Annotated in this window: 15 protein-coding genes and 1 pseudogene; 11 read left to right on the top strand and 5 right to left on the bottom strand. The window is 68.1% G+C overall.

Annotation, left to right across the window (positions count from 1 at the left end; genetic code table 11):
* Positions 1 to 114: 114 nt before the first annotated feature.
* Complete coding sequence (locus EVU97_RS03350; RefSeq protein WP_047312813.1) at positions 115 to 552, bottom strand: DUF6153 family protein; 438 nt, start codon at positions 550 to 552, stop codon at positions 115 to 117.
* Between the two features lie 148 nt (positions 553 to 700).
* Between EVU97_RS03350 and EVU97_RS03345 the strand changes: the two genes are divergently transcribed.
* The 7 genes from EVU97_RS03345 to EVU97_RS03315 all read left to right on the top strand — a co-directional run bounded on the left by EVU97_RS03345 (position 701) and on the right by EVU97_RS03315 (position 7,754).
* Positions 701 to 910, top strand: coding sequence for a heavy-metal-associated domain-containing protein (locus EVU97_RS03345; protein WP_129663512.1), 210 nt, complete (start codon positions 701 to 703; stop codon positions 908 to 910).
* 75 nt (positions 911 to 985) lie between these two features.
* A complete protein-coding gene (locus EVU97_RS03340) occupies positions 986 to 3,256 on the top strand; it encodes a cation-translocating P-type ATPase (protein WP_129663510.1) in 2,271 nt (756 codons plus the stop codon).
* Positions 3,257 to 3,305: 49 nt separating this feature from the next.
* Complete coding sequence (locus EVU97_RS03335; protein ID WP_129663508.1) at positions 3,306 to 3,647, top strand: hypothetical protein; 342 nt, start codon at positions 3,306 to 3,308, stop codon at positions 3,645 to 3,647.
* Between the two features lie 148 nt (positions 3,648 to 3,795).
* A complete protein-coding gene (locus tag EVU97_RS03330; RefSeq protein ID WP_047312809.1) occupies positions 3,796 to 4,392 on the top strand; it encodes a YdhK family protein in 597 nt (198 codons plus the stop codon).
* 90 nt (positions 4,393 to 4,482) lie between these two features.
* Positions 4,483 to 6,648 (top strand): heavy metal translocating P-type ATPase, encoded by a 2,166-nt coding sequence (locus EVU97_RS03325; protein ID WP_129663506.1) that lies wholly within the window; start codon positions 4,483 to 4,485, stop codon positions 6,646 to 6,648.
* Between the two features lie 11 nt (positions 6,649 to 6,659).
* Positions 6,660 to 6,995 (top strand): metal-sensitive transcriptional regulator, encoded by a 336-nt coding sequence (locus EVU97_RS03320; RefSeq protein WP_225910762.1) that lies wholly within the window; start codon positions 6,660 to 6,662, stop codon positions 6,993 to 6,995.
* Positions 6,996 to 7,091: 96 nt separating this feature from the next.
* Positions 7,092 to 7,754 carry a CueP family metal-binding protein gene (locus EVU97_RS03315; protein WP_240730115.1) on the top strand — a complete coding sequence of 221 codons (663 nt, stop codon included), beginning with the start codon at positions 7,092 to 7,094 and terminating at the stop codon, positions 7,752 to 7,754.
* 480 nt (positions 7,755 to 8,234) lie between these two features.
* Here EVU97_RS03315 and EVU97_RS03300 read toward each other — a convergent pair.
* From EVU97_RS03300 to EVU97_RS03290, 3 genes and pseudogenes are all read right to left on the bottom strand, one after another.
* Positions 8,235 to 8,755 (bottom strand): annotated as a pseudogene (locus tag EVU97_RS03300) (TrmH family RNA methyltransferase); the annotation flags it as partial.
* A gap of 23 nt (positions 8,756 to 8,778) precedes the next feature.
* Complete coding sequence (locus tag EVU97_RS03295; protein ID WP_129663504.1) at positions 8,779 to 9,555, bottom strand: sulfite exporter TauE/SafE family protein; 777 nt, start codon at positions 9,553 to 9,555, stop codon at positions 8,779 to 8,781.
* A gap of 99 nt (positions 9,556 to 9,654) precedes the next feature.
* Complete coding sequence (locus EVU97_RS03290) at positions 9,655 to 10,440, bottom strand: ABC transporter ATP-binding protein (protein WP_118912399.1); 786 nt, start codon at positions 10,438 to 10,440, stop codon at positions 9,655 to 9,657.
* A gap of 173 nt (positions 10,441 to 10,613) precedes the next feature.
* Between EVU97_RS03290 and EVU97_RS03285 the strand changes: the two genes are divergently transcribed.
* The 3 genes from EVU97_RS03285 to EVU97_RS03275 are packed head-to-tail and all read left to right on the top strand — an operon-like array spanning position 10,614 to position 13,386.
* Positions 10,614 to 11,255, top strand: coding sequence for a GntR family transcriptional regulator (locus EVU97_RS03285; protein WP_129663503.1), 642 nt, complete (start codon positions 10,614 to 10,616; stop codon positions 11,253 to 11,255).
* A gap of 57 nt (positions 11,256 to 11,312) precedes the next feature.
* Complete coding sequence (locus tag EVU97_RS03280; protein WP_205744853.1) at positions 11,313 to 12,599, top strand: MFS transporter; 1,287 nt, start codon at positions 11,313 to 11,315, stop codon at positions 12,597 to 12,599.
* Between the two features lie 25 nt (positions 12,600 to 12,624).
* Complete coding sequence (locus tag EVU97_RS03275; RefSeq protein ID WP_129663502.1) at positions 12,625 to 13,386, top strand: hypothetical protein; 762 nt, start codon at positions 12,625 to 12,627, stop codon at positions 13,384 to 13,386.
* Between the two features lie 64 nt (positions 13,387 to 13,450).
* On the opposite strand, the gene glgA is transcribed toward EVU97_RS03275, so the two are convergent.
* Positions 13,451 to 14,662, bottom strand: a complete 1,212-nt coding sequence (gene glgA / locus EVU97_RS03270; RefSeq protein ID WP_129663501.1) for a glycogen synthase — start codon at positions 14,660 to 14,662, stop codon at positions 13,451 to 13,453.
* A 63-nt stretch (positions 14,663 to 14,725) separates the two neighbouring features.
* Between glgA and glgC the strand changes: the two genes are divergently transcribed.
* The gene (gene glgC, locus EVU97_RS03265; protein WP_129663499.1) at positions 14,726 to 15,979 is read left to right on the top strand and encodes a glucose-1-phosphate adenylyltransferase; all 1,254 of its coding nucleotides are present in this window, start codon (positions 14,726 to 14,728) and stop codon (positions 15,977 to 15,979) included.
* Positions 15,980 to 15,995: the final 16 nt, after the last annotated feature.

Genomic DNA, 15,995 nt, shown 5'->3' with positions numbered 1-15,995 from the left:
TGAGCCCAGAAGGGGGGCCATCGTTGTGGGACACGGTGTCGTGGCAGGCACGGCAGGGTAGTGGACCCGCCGAGGTGGCTGACTGAGGAGCGCAGCATCGGCGCTCCCGTCTGCTCACGTTCGGTAGATCGACAGTTCCAGATGCGTCAGCGCAAACCTGCGAGGCGTCTCCGATAGCGGCGTCGGCAGGGGCGCAGAGACGGGCGTGAGGACATCCGCGACGGACGGAACGGGAAGGGCCGGAATACTCTCGGCCGTGGGCGCGGAGACACAGGTAGAGTCGCCGCTGTTCATGGCGTCTGCGCAGCCGCCGGAGCCGTGCACCAGGCCCTGCGCTCCGGCCGCGGCCGACATGGAGGCGGTAGGCGACATGCCCGTCATGCCGGGCGAGGACGGGGATGCGTGAGCCGGCGACGCCATCGAGGCCGTCGCCGCTGCCGGGCCGCCGACCAGCGCGTGCATGCCGAGAAGACCCGTGATCAGCAGCACCGTAAGAACGACCAGCTGCAGCCATTGCCGGCCGCGGCAGGGTTCAGGAGTCGCGCACTTCACAGCCACAGCATACCCCGGTGGCGTATCACTTCGAAACGACGGGTCCGTTCAGAAGCGATCCCGGCCGACCTTGCGGGAATACCCTGTGCGGGTATAAGGTTCTCAAAAGAGTACCCACCGGGGGTATCCAAGTAGAGGAGGCTATCCGATGACTGCAAGCGAGTACCAAGTGACGGGCATGACCTGCGGGCACTGCGAGGCGTCAGTCCGCGAGGAGGTCGGCGAGATCGCCGGTGTCACCGCCATCGAGGTCAGCGCCCAGACGGGAAGGCTCGTGATCACCACCTCCGGCGAGATCGACGACGCACAGGTCCTGGCCGCCGTCGAAGAGGCCGGCTATTCGGCCGTGCGCGCCTGATGAAGGCCCCGGCCAGCCTCGCGGCCCACTGCACTGCACTGCACGGCCGCGGCAGAGCAGAGAGAAGGAAACAGCATGAGCGCACCAGCGCCACTGAGCGCGGACTCGGGCATCGAGCTGGAAGTCGGAGGGATGACCTGCGCCTCCTGCGCGAACAGGATCGAGCGCAAGCTGAACAAGCTTGACGGCGTCACCGCGAGCGTCAACTACGCCACCGAAAAGGCCAAGGTCACCGTGCCCGCCGGCTATGACCCGGCTCTTCTGGTCGCCGAGGTCGAGAAGACCGGCTACACCGCGGCATTGCCCCGGCCCGAAGCCGCGACGACGGACTCCGAAGGCAACGATCAGGACCCAGCCGATGACCCCGAACTGACCTCGCTCAAGCAGAGGCTGATCGGGTCGATCGTGCTCACCGTGCCGGTAATCGCGATGGCCATGATTCCGGTCCTGCAGTTCACCTACTGGCAGTGGGCCTCGCTGGCTCTGGCCGCGCCGGTAATCGTCTGGGCGGGCTGGCCGTTCCACAAGGCCGCATGGACCAACCTCAAGCACGGCACAGCCACGATGGACACGCTCGTCTCGATGGGCACGAGCGCGGCGTTCCTGTGGTCGCTCTATGCATTGTTCCTCGGCCATGCCGGCATGCCGGGGATGACGCATCCCTTCGAGTTCACCATCGCGCCGTCTGACGGCGCGGGCAACATCTACCTCGAGGCTGCCGCGGGTGTGACGATGTTCATCCTCGCCGGACGCTACTTCGAGAAGCGCTCCAAGCGACAGGCCGGTGCCGCGCTGCGCGCCCTGCTCGACCTCGGGGCGAAAGAGGTCGCCGTCCTGCGTGACGGCGTCGAGACCAAGATCCCGACCGGAGAGTTGGCCGTCGGCGACGAGTTCGCCGTCCGTCCCGGCGAGAAGATCGCCACCGACGGTACCGTCGTCTCCGGCACCTCGGCCGTGGACGCCTCCATGCTCACCGGCGAGTCCGTTCCCGTCGAGGTCGTCGCAGGCGACGCGGTGACTGGGGCCACGGTCAACGCTGGCGGGCGTCTTGTTGTCCGGGCGACACGGGTCGGTTCGGACACCCAGCTGGCGCAGATGGCCAAACTGGTGGAGGACGCCCAGTCCGGCAAGGCCGCCGTCCAGCGCCTGGCCGACCGGATCTCGGGCATCTTCGTGCCGATCGTCATCGTCATCGCCCTCGGCACGCTCGGCGCGTGGCTGATCTTCGGACCCGGCGTCTCCGCCGCCTTTACCGCAGCGGTCGCGGTCCTCGTCATCGCCTGCCCCTGCGCCCTCGGCCTGGCCACCCCGACAGCACTGCTGGTCGGGACAGGCCGCGGCGCGCAGATGGGCGTCCTCATCAAGGGCCCCGAAGTCCTCGAATCCACACGCAAGGTCGACACCGTCGTCCTCGACAAGACCGGCACCGTCACCACCGGCAAGATGACCCTGGTCGACGCAATCACCGAGCCGGGCACTGACCGCACCGAGCTGCTTCGCCTGGCCGGCGCTTTGGAGAACGCCTCCGAGCACCCGATCGCCCAGGCCATCGCCAAGGGCGCGGTCGGGGAGATCGGCCAGCTGCCCTCCCCGGAGGACTTCGCCAACATCGAGGGCAAGGGCGTCCAGGGCGTCGTCGACGGCCGCGGCGTGCTCGTCGGCCGGGAGTCCCTGCTGGCCGACTGGTCCCAGCACCTCTCCGGCGACGTCGCTGCTACTAAGGCCGCAGCCGAGGACGAGGGCAAGACCGTCGTCGCCGTCGGCTGGGACGGACAGGCCCGCGGGATTTTCGTTGTCGCCGACGCCGTCAAGGCCACCAGCCCCGAGGCGATCCAGGGCCTGAAGGACATGGGCCTCACCCCGGTCTTGCTCACTGGCGACAACGAGGCCGTGGCTCGCCGGATCGCCGCCGAGGTCGGCATCGAGAAGGTCATCGCCGAGGTCCTGCCCAAGGACAAGGTCGACGTCGTCACCGGACTCCAGGACGAGGGCAAGGTCGTCGCGATGGTCGGCGACGGCGTCAACGACGCCCCGGCGCTGGCCCAGGCCGACCTGGGCCTGGCGATGGGCACCGGCACTGACGTCGCCATCGAAGCCTCCGACATCACCCTCGTGCGCGGGGACCTGCGGGCCGCGGTCGACGCGATCCGACTCTCCCGCAAGACCCTCGGCACGATCAAGACCAACCTGTTCTGGGCGTTTGCCTACAACGTCGCGGCCATTCCGGTCGCGGCGCTGGGCATGCTCAACCCCATGCTCGCAGGCGCGGCGATGGCGTTCTCGTCCGTCTTCGTCGTCGGCAACAGCCTCCGCCTGCGCGGGTTCCGCAGCGTTGCCAGGCAGTGACGCCGCAGAATCGACCATCATCCGAATACACGAAAGGCATTCACCGAGAATGAGCAACGAAGACCAGGCATTCAGCAGCTGCTGCAGCACCTCCCCTGCAACCGAGACATCCGCAGCCGAGGAACCTGTCAGCGACGGTTCCAGCTGCTGCGGCACGACCGGCGCAGAGAACCACGCCGCCGATTCCGGCCATCGCGAAAACCTCCTCGTCGAAGGAAGCGACGACGTGACCACCTGCCCCGTCATGGTCGGCAATCCGGTCAACAAACAGGACGCCGAAGAAAAGGACCTCTTCCGCGACTTCGACGGGCAACGCTACTGGCTCTGCTGCCCAGGCTGCGGACCGACCTTCGACTCCGACCCAGCCAAGTACGCCGCCAACATGGCCTGATCCTTCGACGCCCCGGGGCTGCAGCATCACTGCTGCCGCCCCGGGGCGACTAAAGCATAGCTGAGCGATTCCACGCCCACCGATCGACATTTGACCCATACCCCAGAGGGGTATAATGTTGATCGGGCCAGAATGAATAGGAGATTTTATGCGTAAGCGCCTCATGACCACCGTCGCCGCGGGAGTGCTCGGCGGAGCACTCGTGCTCTCCGGCTGCAGCACCGGAGGGGATCAGGACCAAGCGACCCCCTCGTCGACCAGTCAGCACGAGGGCCACGGGAGCAGTGGCGGCAGTTCTGACAGCGGCGGGATGGAGCATCCGATGGACGGCGGCCCCGCCCCCGAGGGCATCGAGAAGGCTGCGTCGCCGAAGTACCCGGTCGGCACCGAGGTGACGCTCACCGCCGACCACATGGAGGGAATGGACGGCGCACCGGCCACCATCGCCGGCGCTTTTGACACGTATACCTACGCGGTGAACTTCACGCCCACCACCGGCGGGGATCCGGTCAAGGATCACAAGTGGGTCGTGCAGGAGGAGATCGAGGACGCCGGCGACCAGCGAATCGCCGACGGCACCGAAGTCACCCTGGAGGCCGAGCACATGGAGGGCATGAAGGGCGCGAAGGCGACCATCGCCTCCTCCACCGACGAGACCGTCTACATGGTCGACTACGAGTCCGACGGCATGACGATGACCAACCACAAGTGGGTCGTCGAGAGCGAGATCAAGCCGGCCTCCTGAGCCGGTCGCCCCGGGCCCATTCAAGGTCCGCGGCGAGACACGACCCGATCGAAGGAAAGACCGGGGAAGAACGAGGGGAAGCGAAGAGCAATGACGGACCCGAACGCGCACCAACATCACCACGACGCCGTCGCGACCACCGAGCTCGGCCACGGGGACGGCGCGCACGGCGAGCACGAGGGCCACGGCGAGCACGAGGGCCACGGCGAGCACGAGGGCCACGGCCAGCACGACGACCACGCAGCGCACGGCGGCCACGGCGGTCATGCCGGCCACGGTGACCACGTGGGCCAGTTCCGTCGACTGTTCTGGATCAACCTCGTCATCGCCGTCCCGGTGGTCGCGTTCTCCCCGATGTTTGCCATGCTCCTGGGCTACTCGGTGCCCGGTTGGGCGGGCTGGGTCGCCGCAGTCCTCGGCACCGTCATGTACGCCTGGGGCGGCACCCCGTTCCTCACCGGTGCGATCAGCGAGCTGAAGAGCCGCCAGCCGGGGATGATGCTGCTCATCGCGCTCGGCATCACCGTAGCGTTCCTCGCCTCCTGGGCCGCCACTCTCGGGCTCGTCCACCACGAGCTCGAGTTCTGGTGGGAGCTGGCGCTGCTGATCGTCATCATGCTGCTAGGCCACTGGATCGAGATGCGTTCCCTGGCCCAGACGACCTCGGCGCTGGACTCCCTGGCCGCGCTGCTGCCTGACGAGGCCGAGCGCGTCGAGGGCGACGACGTGGTCAAGGTCGACCCCGCCGACCTCCGCGTCGGTGACCTCGTCATCGTCCGCCCCGGCGGCAGCGTCCCCGCCGACGGCACCATCGTCGACGGCCGCGCCGATATGGACGAGTCCATGATCACCGGCGAATCACGCCCCGTCGCCCGCGGCGAAGGCGAGAACGTCACTGCTGGCACCGTGGCCACCGACTCCGGCCTGCGCGTGGAGATCAGCGCCACCGGCGACGACACCGCCCTGGCCGGCATCAACCGGCTCGTGGCCGAGGCGCAGGGCTCCTCCTCCCGCGCCCAGCGCATTGCCGACCGCGCTGCCGCCCTGCTGTTCTGGTTCGCCCTCGGTGCGGCCCTGATCACCGCAGTCGTTTGGACGCTGTTCGGGCTGCCCGACGACGCGGTCATTCGCACCATCACCGTGCTCGTCATCGCGTGCCCCCACGCGCTGGGTCTGGCGATCCCGCTGGTCGTGTCCATCGCCACCGAGCGCGCCGCCCGTGGCGGCGTCCTGGTCAAGGACCGCCTCTCCCTGGAGTCGATGCGTCAGGTCGACGCGGTGCTCTTCGACAAGACCGGCACTCTGACCAAGGGCGAGCCCACCGTCACCGGCGTCGAGCCGACCGGTGCGCTGGATGCCGACCAGGTCCTCGCCCTGGCCGCCGCGGCCGAGGCCGACAGCGAGCACCCGCTCGCCCAGGCCATCGTCGCTGCCGCCAAGGAGAAGAGCCTCGCTATCGAGGCGGCCAGTGGATTCACCTCCTCCCCGGCGGTCGGCGTCACCGCGACTGTGGCCGGCCAGGAGATCCGCGTCGGCGGACCTCGTCTGCTTGAGGAGACCGGGCAGGACGAGATCGACGCGGCCGACGCGTGGCGGGCCGAGGGCGCGATCATCCTGCACGTCCTCCGCGACGGCCAAGTGATCGGCGGCCTCAAGCTCGCCGACGAGGTCCGGCCCGAGTCCCGCGACGCCGTCGACGCCCTCCATGAGCTCGGCGTTGAGGTCGTCATGATCACCGGCGATGCCGAGGCCGTGGCGAACGAGGTGGGCCGCGAACTCGGCATCGACCGTGTCTTTGCCGGCGTCCGCCCCGAAGACAAGTCCGCAAAGGTCGCCGCGCTTCAGGACGAAGGCAAGAAAGTCGCCATGGTCGGCGACGGCGTCAACGACGCCCCGGCGCTGGCGCAGGCCGACGTCGGCATCGCCATCGGCGCGGGCACCGACGTCGCCATCGCCTCGGCGGGCGTCATCCTCGCCAGCTCCGACCCGCGCAGCGTGCTCTCAGTTATCCAGCTCTCCCGTGCCGCATACCGTAAAATGAAGCAGAATCTGTGGTGGGCTGCCGGGTACAACCTGTTCTCTGTACCGATCGCGGCCGGCGTGCTCGCACCTATCGGCTTTGTCTTGCCGATGTCGGTCGGCGCGATACTGATGTCGATCTCCACCGTCGTCGTCGCGCTCAACGCCCAGCTGCTGCGCCGCATTGACCTCACCCCCGAAGCCAGCACCCGCTCTGTCCTGGAGCGCCAGAAGTGAAGGCCACGCCCATGACCAACGACACTGCAACCGATGAGACCGGCACCGACACCGGGGCCCACCAGCACGGTTACATCAGCGACAAGGACCGCTACCGCAACCGCATGAAGCGCATCGAGGGCCAGGCCCGCGGCATTACGAAGATGATCGACGACGAGAAGTACTGCATCGACATCCTCACCCAGGTCTCTGCCCTCACCCGGGCCCTTCAGGGGGTGGCGACCGGCCTGCTCGATGACCACCTCAAGCACTGCGTGCTCGACGCCGCAAAACAAGGTGATGAGGACGCGGCCATCGCCAAGATCCAAGAAGCCACCGATGCTATCAACCGGCTCGTCCGCTCCTGACGCCATCGGATTCAGCCTCGCGCAGTAGTGAGCTGCGCTTCGCCTTGCCCTCGGCCCCTGGGCGCGATCGCGAAGGCGGAGATCGGGCCTGACGTCATGAACACGATCTACCCGAGAGAAGAGCTCGACATGTTCCCTTCACTTTCCGCACCGAACCGGCCTCCCAGAAGCCGGCAGGGACTCGGCGCGACCATAACCGCGATGGCAGCCAGCGCCGTCCTCCTACTCAGCGGCTGCGCCGGTGCTGACCCCGGTCCCTCTTCTTCCGCAGGATCCGATCAGTCCCTGCTGACCGAGCACGGCCTCGATGGCCTGGACGCCCGGGAAATCATCAAGCGCCTTGACACGATGCCGGTCACAGACCGCTCAACCGAACTCATGGCCTCGATCAAAACCGACGAACTCGTCCTCACCGACAATCAGAACAACCAAACCACGCTGCCGATGCCAAAGGAAGACTTCTACGTCTCAGTCGCCCCATATACCGAGCAGACCCACGAGTGCTACTTCCACAGCCTCACTACCTGCCTCGGCGAGCTCGCCAACACTGACGTCGACGTCACAGTGGTCAACGCGGCATCCGGCAAGACCATCCTCGACGCAACACTCACGACTTACGACAACGGATTCATCGGACTCTGGCTGCCCCGCGGCATTCACGCGACGCTCACGGTCAGCACCGAAGACCGCACCGCGAAGCAGGACATTTCGACCCGCCTCGACGACCCCACCTGCCTAACCGCCCTCCAGCTGACTTGAGGTCCGGACCTCGTGCTCCTCGGCCTCGTCGACAGATCAGGCGTCTGGACGGTCCAATCCTCGGTCTTCCCCGAGAGTCTTGCCGACCTGAGGCTCCACCAGAGAGCTAGCTTCAGGGTCGTCGGAAGGCGCGAGCACATCGGGCTGATGCCGCGTCGACCAGGACCAGCCTGTGCTAACTTGAGAGCACTTCATCCCCCACGCCTCTCCACGATGCGCACTTGGGGGATTTTCTCTGGCCATGTCCTCAAGCTCAGACTTGTCGGTGCTGAGCCTTGCCGAGCTCCGCCAGTACCCGGCCTGGATTCTTGATCAGGTCGAACAGGCTGCTCGCCCGGCGCGCCCACCGCGCTGGGTCGTCACCCTCAGCAAATGCGGCAGCCGAGGCGAACTGGTCATGGCGGTTGACTGGCAATCGGTCAGCCAGCTCCGCACCGAGCTCGCCAGCGAGGCCGGCTCGAGGAGACGAGGCCGCAAGAACTGGAAGACGGTCCCCATCGAGGCTCGGATTGCTCGTCGGCACAACGGGTCGTCGCAACGTGGAGTCACGAGGAACGCTTCGACGCCAGTCGCGCGGCGGCATTACGAATTAGAGCACCGACCTTCGTGTGATCGACGATGTCCTCGAGCACCACGACGCGGCGGGCCCCACGGAGCAACTCCGCGGGGTCGGCGAGGGCCGGACGATTCATCGACGCAAGCGCACCGCGGTGGAGGTGGAAGCCGGTCATCGACTCGATGACGTCGGCCTCCCCCACGTAGACCGGAACGCCTTGGGCCTCGGCGTCGGCGACGACGTCTGCCAGGTCGGTGAGCCAGCGCTCGCCCATGAGGAAGCTGCGGGGAACGTCACCCCGGGAAAGTGCCCGGCGGATGACCTTCTCGCTCTCGGCGATGTAGAGGCCACGCTCGGTCTCGAGCTTCTTGCGCAGCGCGACGTCGGTGAGGCGGAAGTAGTCGGCGACGCGTTCGTCGTCGGGGCTCGTGATCTCGATCGGCACCGCACAAGGGTACGCGGGCGGGATCAGCGCAGGATGTTGACGATCGCGATGATGCCGATGAAGGTGATGAGGACGCGCAGGACCCACGGGTTGAGCTTGCGCCCGACGCGCGCTCCCACGAAGCCGCCGACGAGAGCGCCGATGCCGACGAAGGCCGCCACGGCCCAGTCGATCTGGTCGGTCGCGACGACGATGAACGTCAGGGCTGCGACGCCGTTGACCACCGTGCCGAGAACGTTCTTGATGCCGTTGATCTCCTGCAGCGGATCAGGCAGGAGAACGCTCATGAGGCCCATGAGGATGATGCCTTGGGCCGCGCCGAAGTAGCCGCCGTACATACCGGCCACGAAGATTCCGACGGCCAGCGCGACGAGGCGGGGCCCCGCGAGCGGACGCGTGGGGTCGGCGTCCTCGTGTGCTTTCGCGGCCTTCTTGTTGAGCCACGGTCCGGCGAGCACGAGGAGCACGCCCAGCGCGATGAGCACCGGGACGATCGCGTCGAAGGCCGACTCGGGAAGCACGAGCAGGAGCAGCGCGCCGACCACGGCACCGAAGAAGGAGAACGGAACGATCCGCTTGAGGCGGGCGGCCTTGCCGCGCAGTTCCTCGCGGTAACCCAGAGTGCTCGTGATGCCGCCGGCCACGAGTCCGATCGTGTTGCTCATATTGGCCGTGACGGCCGGGTACCCGAGGGCGAGAAGAGTAGGGAAGGTGACGAGGGTGCCGGAACCGACAACCGCGTTGATCATGCCAGCAGCCATACCCGCCGCGATGATGGCGAGCGCTTCCCACAGACCCATGTCGACATCCTTCTCACGGCCACGAGGAGGGGCGCGTGGGCACGGTGGGGCCGTGGGTGCCGCACACGGACGAAGGCGTGCGGCCTTCGCACCAAGAAATCAGCGAGCGGCTCGGGCGCTCCAGCGTTCGCCGTGCTGCTCGAGTTCGAGCGGCATGCCGAAGGTCTCCGACAGGTTCTCCGCCGTGAGGGTCGACTCGATCGGGCCGGCCGCCACGACACGGCCCTCGCGCAGCATGAGGATGTCGGTGAAGCCCGGCGGGATTTCTTCGACGTGGTGCGTGACGAGGACGAGCGCCGGAGCGTCGAGGTCCTCGGCGAGTGTGCTGAGGCGACCGACGAGATCTTCACGGGCGCCGAGGTCGAGCCCTGCGGCGGGTTCGTCGAGGAGCATGAGCTCCGGGTCGGTCATGAGAGCGCGGGCGATGAGAACGCGCTTGCGTTCACCTTCGCTCAACGTCCCGAAGCGACGCTCGGCGAGGTGCGAGACACCCATCTCCTCGAGCAGTTCCGCAGCACGGCCGTGGTCGAACTCGTCGTACTTCTCGCGCCAGCGTCCGACCATGCCGTAGCTGGCCGTGACGACGACGTCGGAAACCTTCTCAGCGTTCGGAATACGGTCGGCGATCGTGGCGGCCGACAGGCCGATACGCGGACGCAGTTCGAACACGTCCACGGCGCCGAGCACCTCGCCGAGGATGCCGGCCACACCGGCACTCGGGTGCATCCGCCCGGACGCGATGGACAGTAGCGTCGACTTACCGGCGCCGTTGGGGCCGACGACGACCCAACGCTCGCCCTCCTCGACGTCCCAGTTGATGTCGTCGAGCAGCTTCTGCGCGCCGCGCGTGACACCGACCCCGGAGAAGGACAACACATCGCTCATACCCGTGACCCTACTGACTCGACGGGGTCGAATGCCACGCGACACGGCACCGATGACGTCGTGGACGCGCCTGACGCCCAGCCGACACGGGTGTAAGCTACAACTTGTATCTATGTTGCGTCGAACGCCTGCAAGCGTGGGCAGCACATCGACCACCTGAACGAGGAGCGAGCATGAGCGAGCCGAAGATCTCCGCGGCCGACGCGGTCTACCGCGAGGTGAAGGGCTGCATCCTCGACGGCTCGATCGCCGGCGGCGCCCTCATCAGCGAGGGTGAGATCTCGGAGCTGCTCGACGTCTCCCGCACCCCCGTGCGCGAGGCGTTCGTCCGGCTGCAGGCCGAGGGGTGGATGACGCTGTACCCCAAGCGCGGCGCGCTCGTGCGCGCCGTTGAACCGCGCGAGGTGCGTGACGTCGTCGAGGCGCGCATCGCGGTGGAGTCGCGTGCGGCGCGCAGCGTCGTCGAGGCGCAGGAGCACCGCGACGTCGCCATCGATCTCGGCGAGATCCTGCGCCGTCAGCGCCAGAGCCTCGAAACCGGCGACCACGACGACTTCACCGAGACCGACTGCGTGTTCCACACCCACCTCGTCGCCGCCGGTGGCAACGCCATCCTCACCGAGTTCTACGAGCGTCTCGGGGAACGTCAGCGCCGAATGGCCGCGCGCATCCTGTGGAAGGACGACCGCCGCTGCCGCGACGTCCTCACCGCCCACGCCCGTCTCGTCGACCTCGTCGCCGCGGGAGACGCGACTGGTTTCGAGCAGGAGCTGACGGCGCACCTGCACTACTCCTACGACGGACTGCTCCCCTGAGCCCTCCGACCACACGAGTTTCGCACCACTCACCCACACCCGACGAAAGGCCCCCGCGTGTCACTCGACACCCCGACCCGCACCGCCAGCCACGAACGCATCACGACGAGCGTCGACAGCCCCGAGCGCGCCGGCGCCGGGGGCGCGCGGGCCGCCTGGCTGCCGGTCGGGGCGGCGATGTTCACCGTCGCGTGGGGTGGCAACCAGTTCACGCCGCTGCTCGGGCTCTACCGTGACATCGACGCGCTCTCGACGGGCGCCGTCGACCTGCTGCTCGGTGCGTACGTCCTCGGCATCATGCCCGCGCTGCTGCTCGGCGGGCCCGCCTCGGACCGCTGGGGCCGTCGCCCGCTCATGCTGCCCGCGCCGATCCTCGCGATCATCGCGTCGGTGCTGCTCGCCGTCGGCTCCGGCTCGCCGGCCGTGCTCTTCGTCGGCCGCATCTTCTCCGGCCTGGCGCTCGGGCTCGCCATGGTTGTCGGCGGCTCGTGGATCAAAGAACTGTCGAGCCCCCCGTTCGACGCCGAGGCCGACGCCGCCGCGGGCGCGCGTCGCGCCTCCATCAGCCTGACGGCCGGATTCGCGCTCGGCGCCGCCACCGCAGCGGCGCTCGCGCAGTTCGCGCCGCTGCCCGCGGAGTTGTGCTACCTCGTCCACCTCGTCATCACGGCGGCGAGCTATGTGCTCCTGACGCGCGCCCCCGAGACGCATGCCGCGCAAGAGATGCCGGGACGCTTCCTCGACGACCTGCGCGTGCCCGCTGCGGGCCACCGTCGCTTCCTGTTCGTCGTCCTGCCGATGGCGCCGTGGGTGTTCGGCTGCGCGGGATGCGCCTATGCCGTGCTGCCCGCCGTCATGGGTGATCGCACCGGCTCGTTCGGCATCGCCTTCTCGGGCCTGCTGTGCCTCGTCGCGCTCGGCTGTGGGCTGTTCATCCAGCAGGTCGGCAAGCGCTTCGACGACGTCAGCTCCGCGCGCGCCATCATCATCGCCCTGACGATGACGCTGCCCGGCCTCGGCATCGCCGCACTTGCAGCGCGCCTCGTCAGCCCGTGGCTCGCGCTCGTCGCGGCCGCCGTCCTCGGTCTCGCCTACGGCATGCTGCTCGTCTCCGGCCTGCAGGAGGTGCAGCGCATCGCCGGTCCCGAGGACCTCGCGGGACTGACGGCTGTCTACTATTCGATCACCTACCTCGGCTTCTTCGTGCCCGCCGCGCTCGCCGTCGTCAGCCACTGGCTGAGCTACCCCGTGATGTTCGTCGGTGGCGTCGTGCTCGCCGCGCTGAGCCTCGGCGTCGTCCTGATGTTCTCGCGCAAGCACCTTCCGACGGCTCTGGCGCACTGACCCGTCGCCACTAGGCTGGGCGATCGTGTACGAACTGCCTGCCTCCGTGCGCCTGGCCCTGTGGGCCACGCACGCCATCGCCGCCGATCGCCCGCTCAGCGAGGCGATCGGCGCCGCGCTGCCCGACGTCGACGCCGTCGAGGGTGGCCTGCCGCGCCTCGAACTGTGGCGTGACCTCGGCGAACGCATCGTCTGCGTTGACCTGCCCCGCCCGGGGGTCCACGGCGGGTTGCTGCCGCCCGGCGGACCCGCGACTCAGGCTGCGATCGAAGCCGGAGAATGCCTGTTCGGGCCGTCGCTCGGCGGGGTGCTCGTGCCGCGGCTGGAGTATTACGGGCCGGCCGGCGACGAGGGCCTCAAGCTCACGCTCGAACCGCACGACAGCGACCCGGTGCCGATCCACCGCCTCGAGGCACTTGCACTGGCCGATATCGACCGACGCTTCCGCGAGGCGTTGCTGGCGCACGTCGGGGTGCTCGAATCCCTGCACATCGCACCGTTCCTCGGCTCCTCGGCCCGCGAGCGCGTCGACGAACGCCTCGGCGGCGCGCGCTGGGCGTTGCCACCGGGCCTGCACCCGCGGGCGATGCGCATCATCACGACGGCCGGCCTCGTCGTCGCCGCCCTCGACGAGGCACTGACGACGAGCGGCGGCCTCGACGCGGGTAGCGTCGCAGCGCGCGAGCGCACGCTGCGCTCCCTGCTCGACGAGGCCGAACTCGCTCTCGCACAGGCCGCGACGGCGGCTGCCATCGGCCTCGCACACGACGCTGCCCGCCCTCGATGAGGACGGGCAACGTTGATCGCGCGTTGCGGTGTGCTCAGAGCGGAGTGTCTCCGGCAATGACGTATCAGGCCGTAGGGGAGCCTTCGAGGACCGTCGCGTAGACCTGCTGGGTGCGCTCGGCGATCGCGTCCCACCCGAAGTGCTCGACGGCGCGCTGACGCCCGGCTCGACCCCGTCGGCGGGCCTCTTCGACGTCGGAGGTCGCCTCGGTGAGGGCGCGGGCCAGATCGGCGACGAACGTATCGGGGTCGACGGGCGTACCCGTTCCGTCGTTCACCTGCTCGATCGACACGAGCCAACCGGTCTCGCCGTCCACGACGACCTCGGGGATTCCGCCCGTCGCGGTCGCGACGACGGCCGCTTCGCACGCCATCGCCTCGAGGTTCACGATGCCGAGGGGTTCGTACACCGACGGGCAGACGAACGTCGTGGCCTGCGACAGCAGCGCGACGACCTCCTCGCGCGGCAGCATGTCGGGAATCCACACGACGCCGTCGCGCTCGGCGCGCAGCTGGTCGATGAGGCCCTCGACCTCGGCGAGGATCTCGGGGGTGTCCGGGGCGCCGGCACACAGCACGAGCTGCACGTCGGCGGGAACGTCACGCATGGCGCGCAGGAGGAACGGCAGGCCCTTCTGCCGGGTGATGCGACCGACGAACACAATGCTCGGGCGGCCGGTGTCAACGCCGTGGCCGCACACGATCTCCAGCGCCTTCTCGGAGTGATCCGGCGCCCAGGCGTCTGCGTCGATGCCGTTGTGGACGACGTGGACCTTGCTCTCGTCGAGCTGGGGGTAGCTGCGCAGCACGTCGCGTCGCATGCCGTCGGAGACCGCGATGACGGCGGCGGCACCCTCGTAGGCGGTGCGCTCGATGAACGAGCTGAGTGCGTAGCCGCCACCGAGTTGCTCCGCCTTCCACGGGCGCATGGGCTCGAGGCTGTGCGCCGTCACGACGTGCGGGACGCCGTGGAGCATCGAGGTGAGGTGCCCGGCGAAGTTGGCGTACCAGGTGTGCGAGTGGACGATGTCGGCACCTTGGGTGGCCGGCACCATCGTGAGGTCCACCCCGAGTGTCTTCAGCGCGCCGTTGGCCTCGGCCAACTGCGGCAGATCGGGAAATCCGTCGGTGTCGGCCTCCCCCACCGGTTCGCCGAACGCCCGCACCTTGGTCTGCGTGCCTGTCACTCGCAAGGCCTTGACGAGTTCGGCGACGTGGACCCCGGCGCCGCCGTAGATGTTGGGCGGGTATTCCTTCGTCAGGATGTCGACTCTCACGGGACAAGACGGTAGTCCCTCCGGGGGTGTGATGAAAGACACGATCCGCCTATTGTCAGTCGCATGCCAAATCGTGGAGGCCCCAAGGTCCTAGCCATCGTTCTCGCCGGCGGCGAGGGCAAACGCCTCATGCCCCTGACCGCGGACCGGGCCAAGCCCGCCGTGCCGTTCGGTGGAATCTACCGACTCATCGACTTCGCGTTGAGCAACCTCGTCAACAGCGACTACCTCCAGATCGTCGTGCTGACCCAGTACAAGTCGCACAGCCTCGACCGCCACATCACGACGACGTGGCGGATGAGTTCCTTGCTCGGCAACTACGTCACGCCCGTCCCGGCACAGCAGCGCGTGGGCAAGAACTGGTACCTCGGTTCAGCCGACGCGATCTACCAGAGCCTCAACCTCATCTACGACGAGAAGCCCGACTACGTCGTCGTCGTGGGCGCCGACCACGTCTATCGCATGGACTTCGCCGACATGGTCGAGGCGCACATCGCCTCCGGCGCCAAGGCGAGCGTCGCCGCGATCCGTCAGCCCATTTCCCTGGCCGACCAGTTCGGCGTCATCGACGTCGACCCCGAGGACCCGTCGCGCATCCGGGCCTTCCTCGAGAAGCCCACCGACCCCCAGGGCCTGCCGGACAGCCGCGACGAGGTGCTCGCCTCGATGGGCAACTACGTCTTCACGGCGGACGCACTGATCGATGCCGTCACCCGCGACGCGGACCTCGAGGGCAGCAAGCACGACATGGGCGGCGACATCGTTCCCGCCTTCGTCGACCGGGGCGAGGCCTACGTCTACGACTTCAAGGACAACACGATCCCCGGCGCAGAGGACCGTGACCGCGGCTACTGGCGCGACGTCGGCACCATCGACTCCTATTACGACGCGCACATGGACCTCGTGTCGGTCCACCCGATCTTCAACCTCTACAACGACGACTGGCCCATCCACACGACGTCGGGCATGAGCCTCCCGCCGGTGAAGTTCGTCCACGGCGAGCACGGACGCACGGGTACGGGCGTGAACTCGCTCATCTCCCCCGGGTGCATCATCTCCGGCGCCACGGTGAGTCGGTCGGTGCTCTCGCCGAACGTGCGCGTTCACTCGTTCAGCGACGTGGATTCGTCCATCCTCCTCGACGGCGTCGACGTGGGCCGCTCGTGCATCATCCGACGCGCCATCATCGACAAGGGCGTGCACCTGCCCGAGGGCACGCACATCGGCCTCGACCACGAGCAGGACCGCGCTCGCGGGTTCACCGTCACGGAGTCGGGCATTGTCGTCGTCGGCAAGGGCACGGTCATCACGTCGTGAGCGGCGGATGCACGCG

It is taken from the genome of Dermacoccus sp. 147Ba (assembly GCF_004151355.1).
GTDB lineage: Bacteria > Actinomycetota > Actinomycetes > Actinomycetales > Dermatophilaceae > Dermacoccus > Dermacoccus abyssi.
The sequence above is the reverse complement of the archived record's forward strand: the minus strand, read 5'-3'. Positions and strand labels throughout refer to the sequence as shown.

Bases quoted from the DNA above. Each gene is read 5' to 3' on its own strand.
- EVU97_RS03345 (WP_129663512.1), top strand. From the start codon at position 701: ATGACTGCAAGCGAGTACCAAGTGACGGGCATGACCTGCGGGCACTGC.
- EVU97_RS03340 (WP_129663510.1), top strand. From the start codon at position 986: ATGAGCGCACCAGCGCCACTGAGCGCGGACTCGGGCATCGAGCTGGAA.
- EVU97_RS03335 (WP_129663508.1), top strand. From the start codon at position 3,306: ATGAGCAACGAAGACCAGGCATTCAGCAGCTGCTGCAGCACCTCCCCT.
- EVU97_RS03330 (WP_047312809.1), top strand. From the start codon at position 3,796: ATGCGTAAGCGCCTCATGACCACCGTCGCCGCGGGAGTGCTCGGCGGA.
- EVU97_RS03325 (WP_129663506.1), top strand. From the start codon at position 4,483: ATGACGGACCCGAACGCGCACCAACATCACCACGACGCCGTCGCGACC.
- EVU97_RS03320 (WP_225910762.1), top strand. From the start codon at position 6,660: ATGACCAACGACACTGCAACCGATGAGACCGGCACCGACACCGGGGCC.
- EVU97_RS03315 (WP_240730115.1), top strand. From the start codon at position 7,092: ATGAACACGATCTACCCGAGAGAAGAGCTCGACATGTTCCCTTCACTT.
- EVU97_RS03295 (WP_129663504.1), bottom strand. From the start codon at position 9,555: ATGGGTCTGTGGGAAGCGCTCGCCATCATCGCGGCGGGTATGGCTGCT.
- EVU97_RS03290 (WP_118912399.1), bottom strand. From the start codon at position 10,440: ATGAGCGATGTGTTGTCCTTCTCCGGGGTCGGTGTCACGCGCGGCGCG.
- EVU97_RS03285 (WP_129663503.1), top strand. From the start codon at position 10,614: ATGAGCGAGCCGAAGATCTCCGCGGCCGACGCGGTCTACCGCGAGGTG.
- glgC (WP_129663499.1), top strand. From the start codon at position 14,726: ATGCCAAATCGTGGAGGCCCCAAGGTCCTAGCCATCGTTCTCGCCGGC.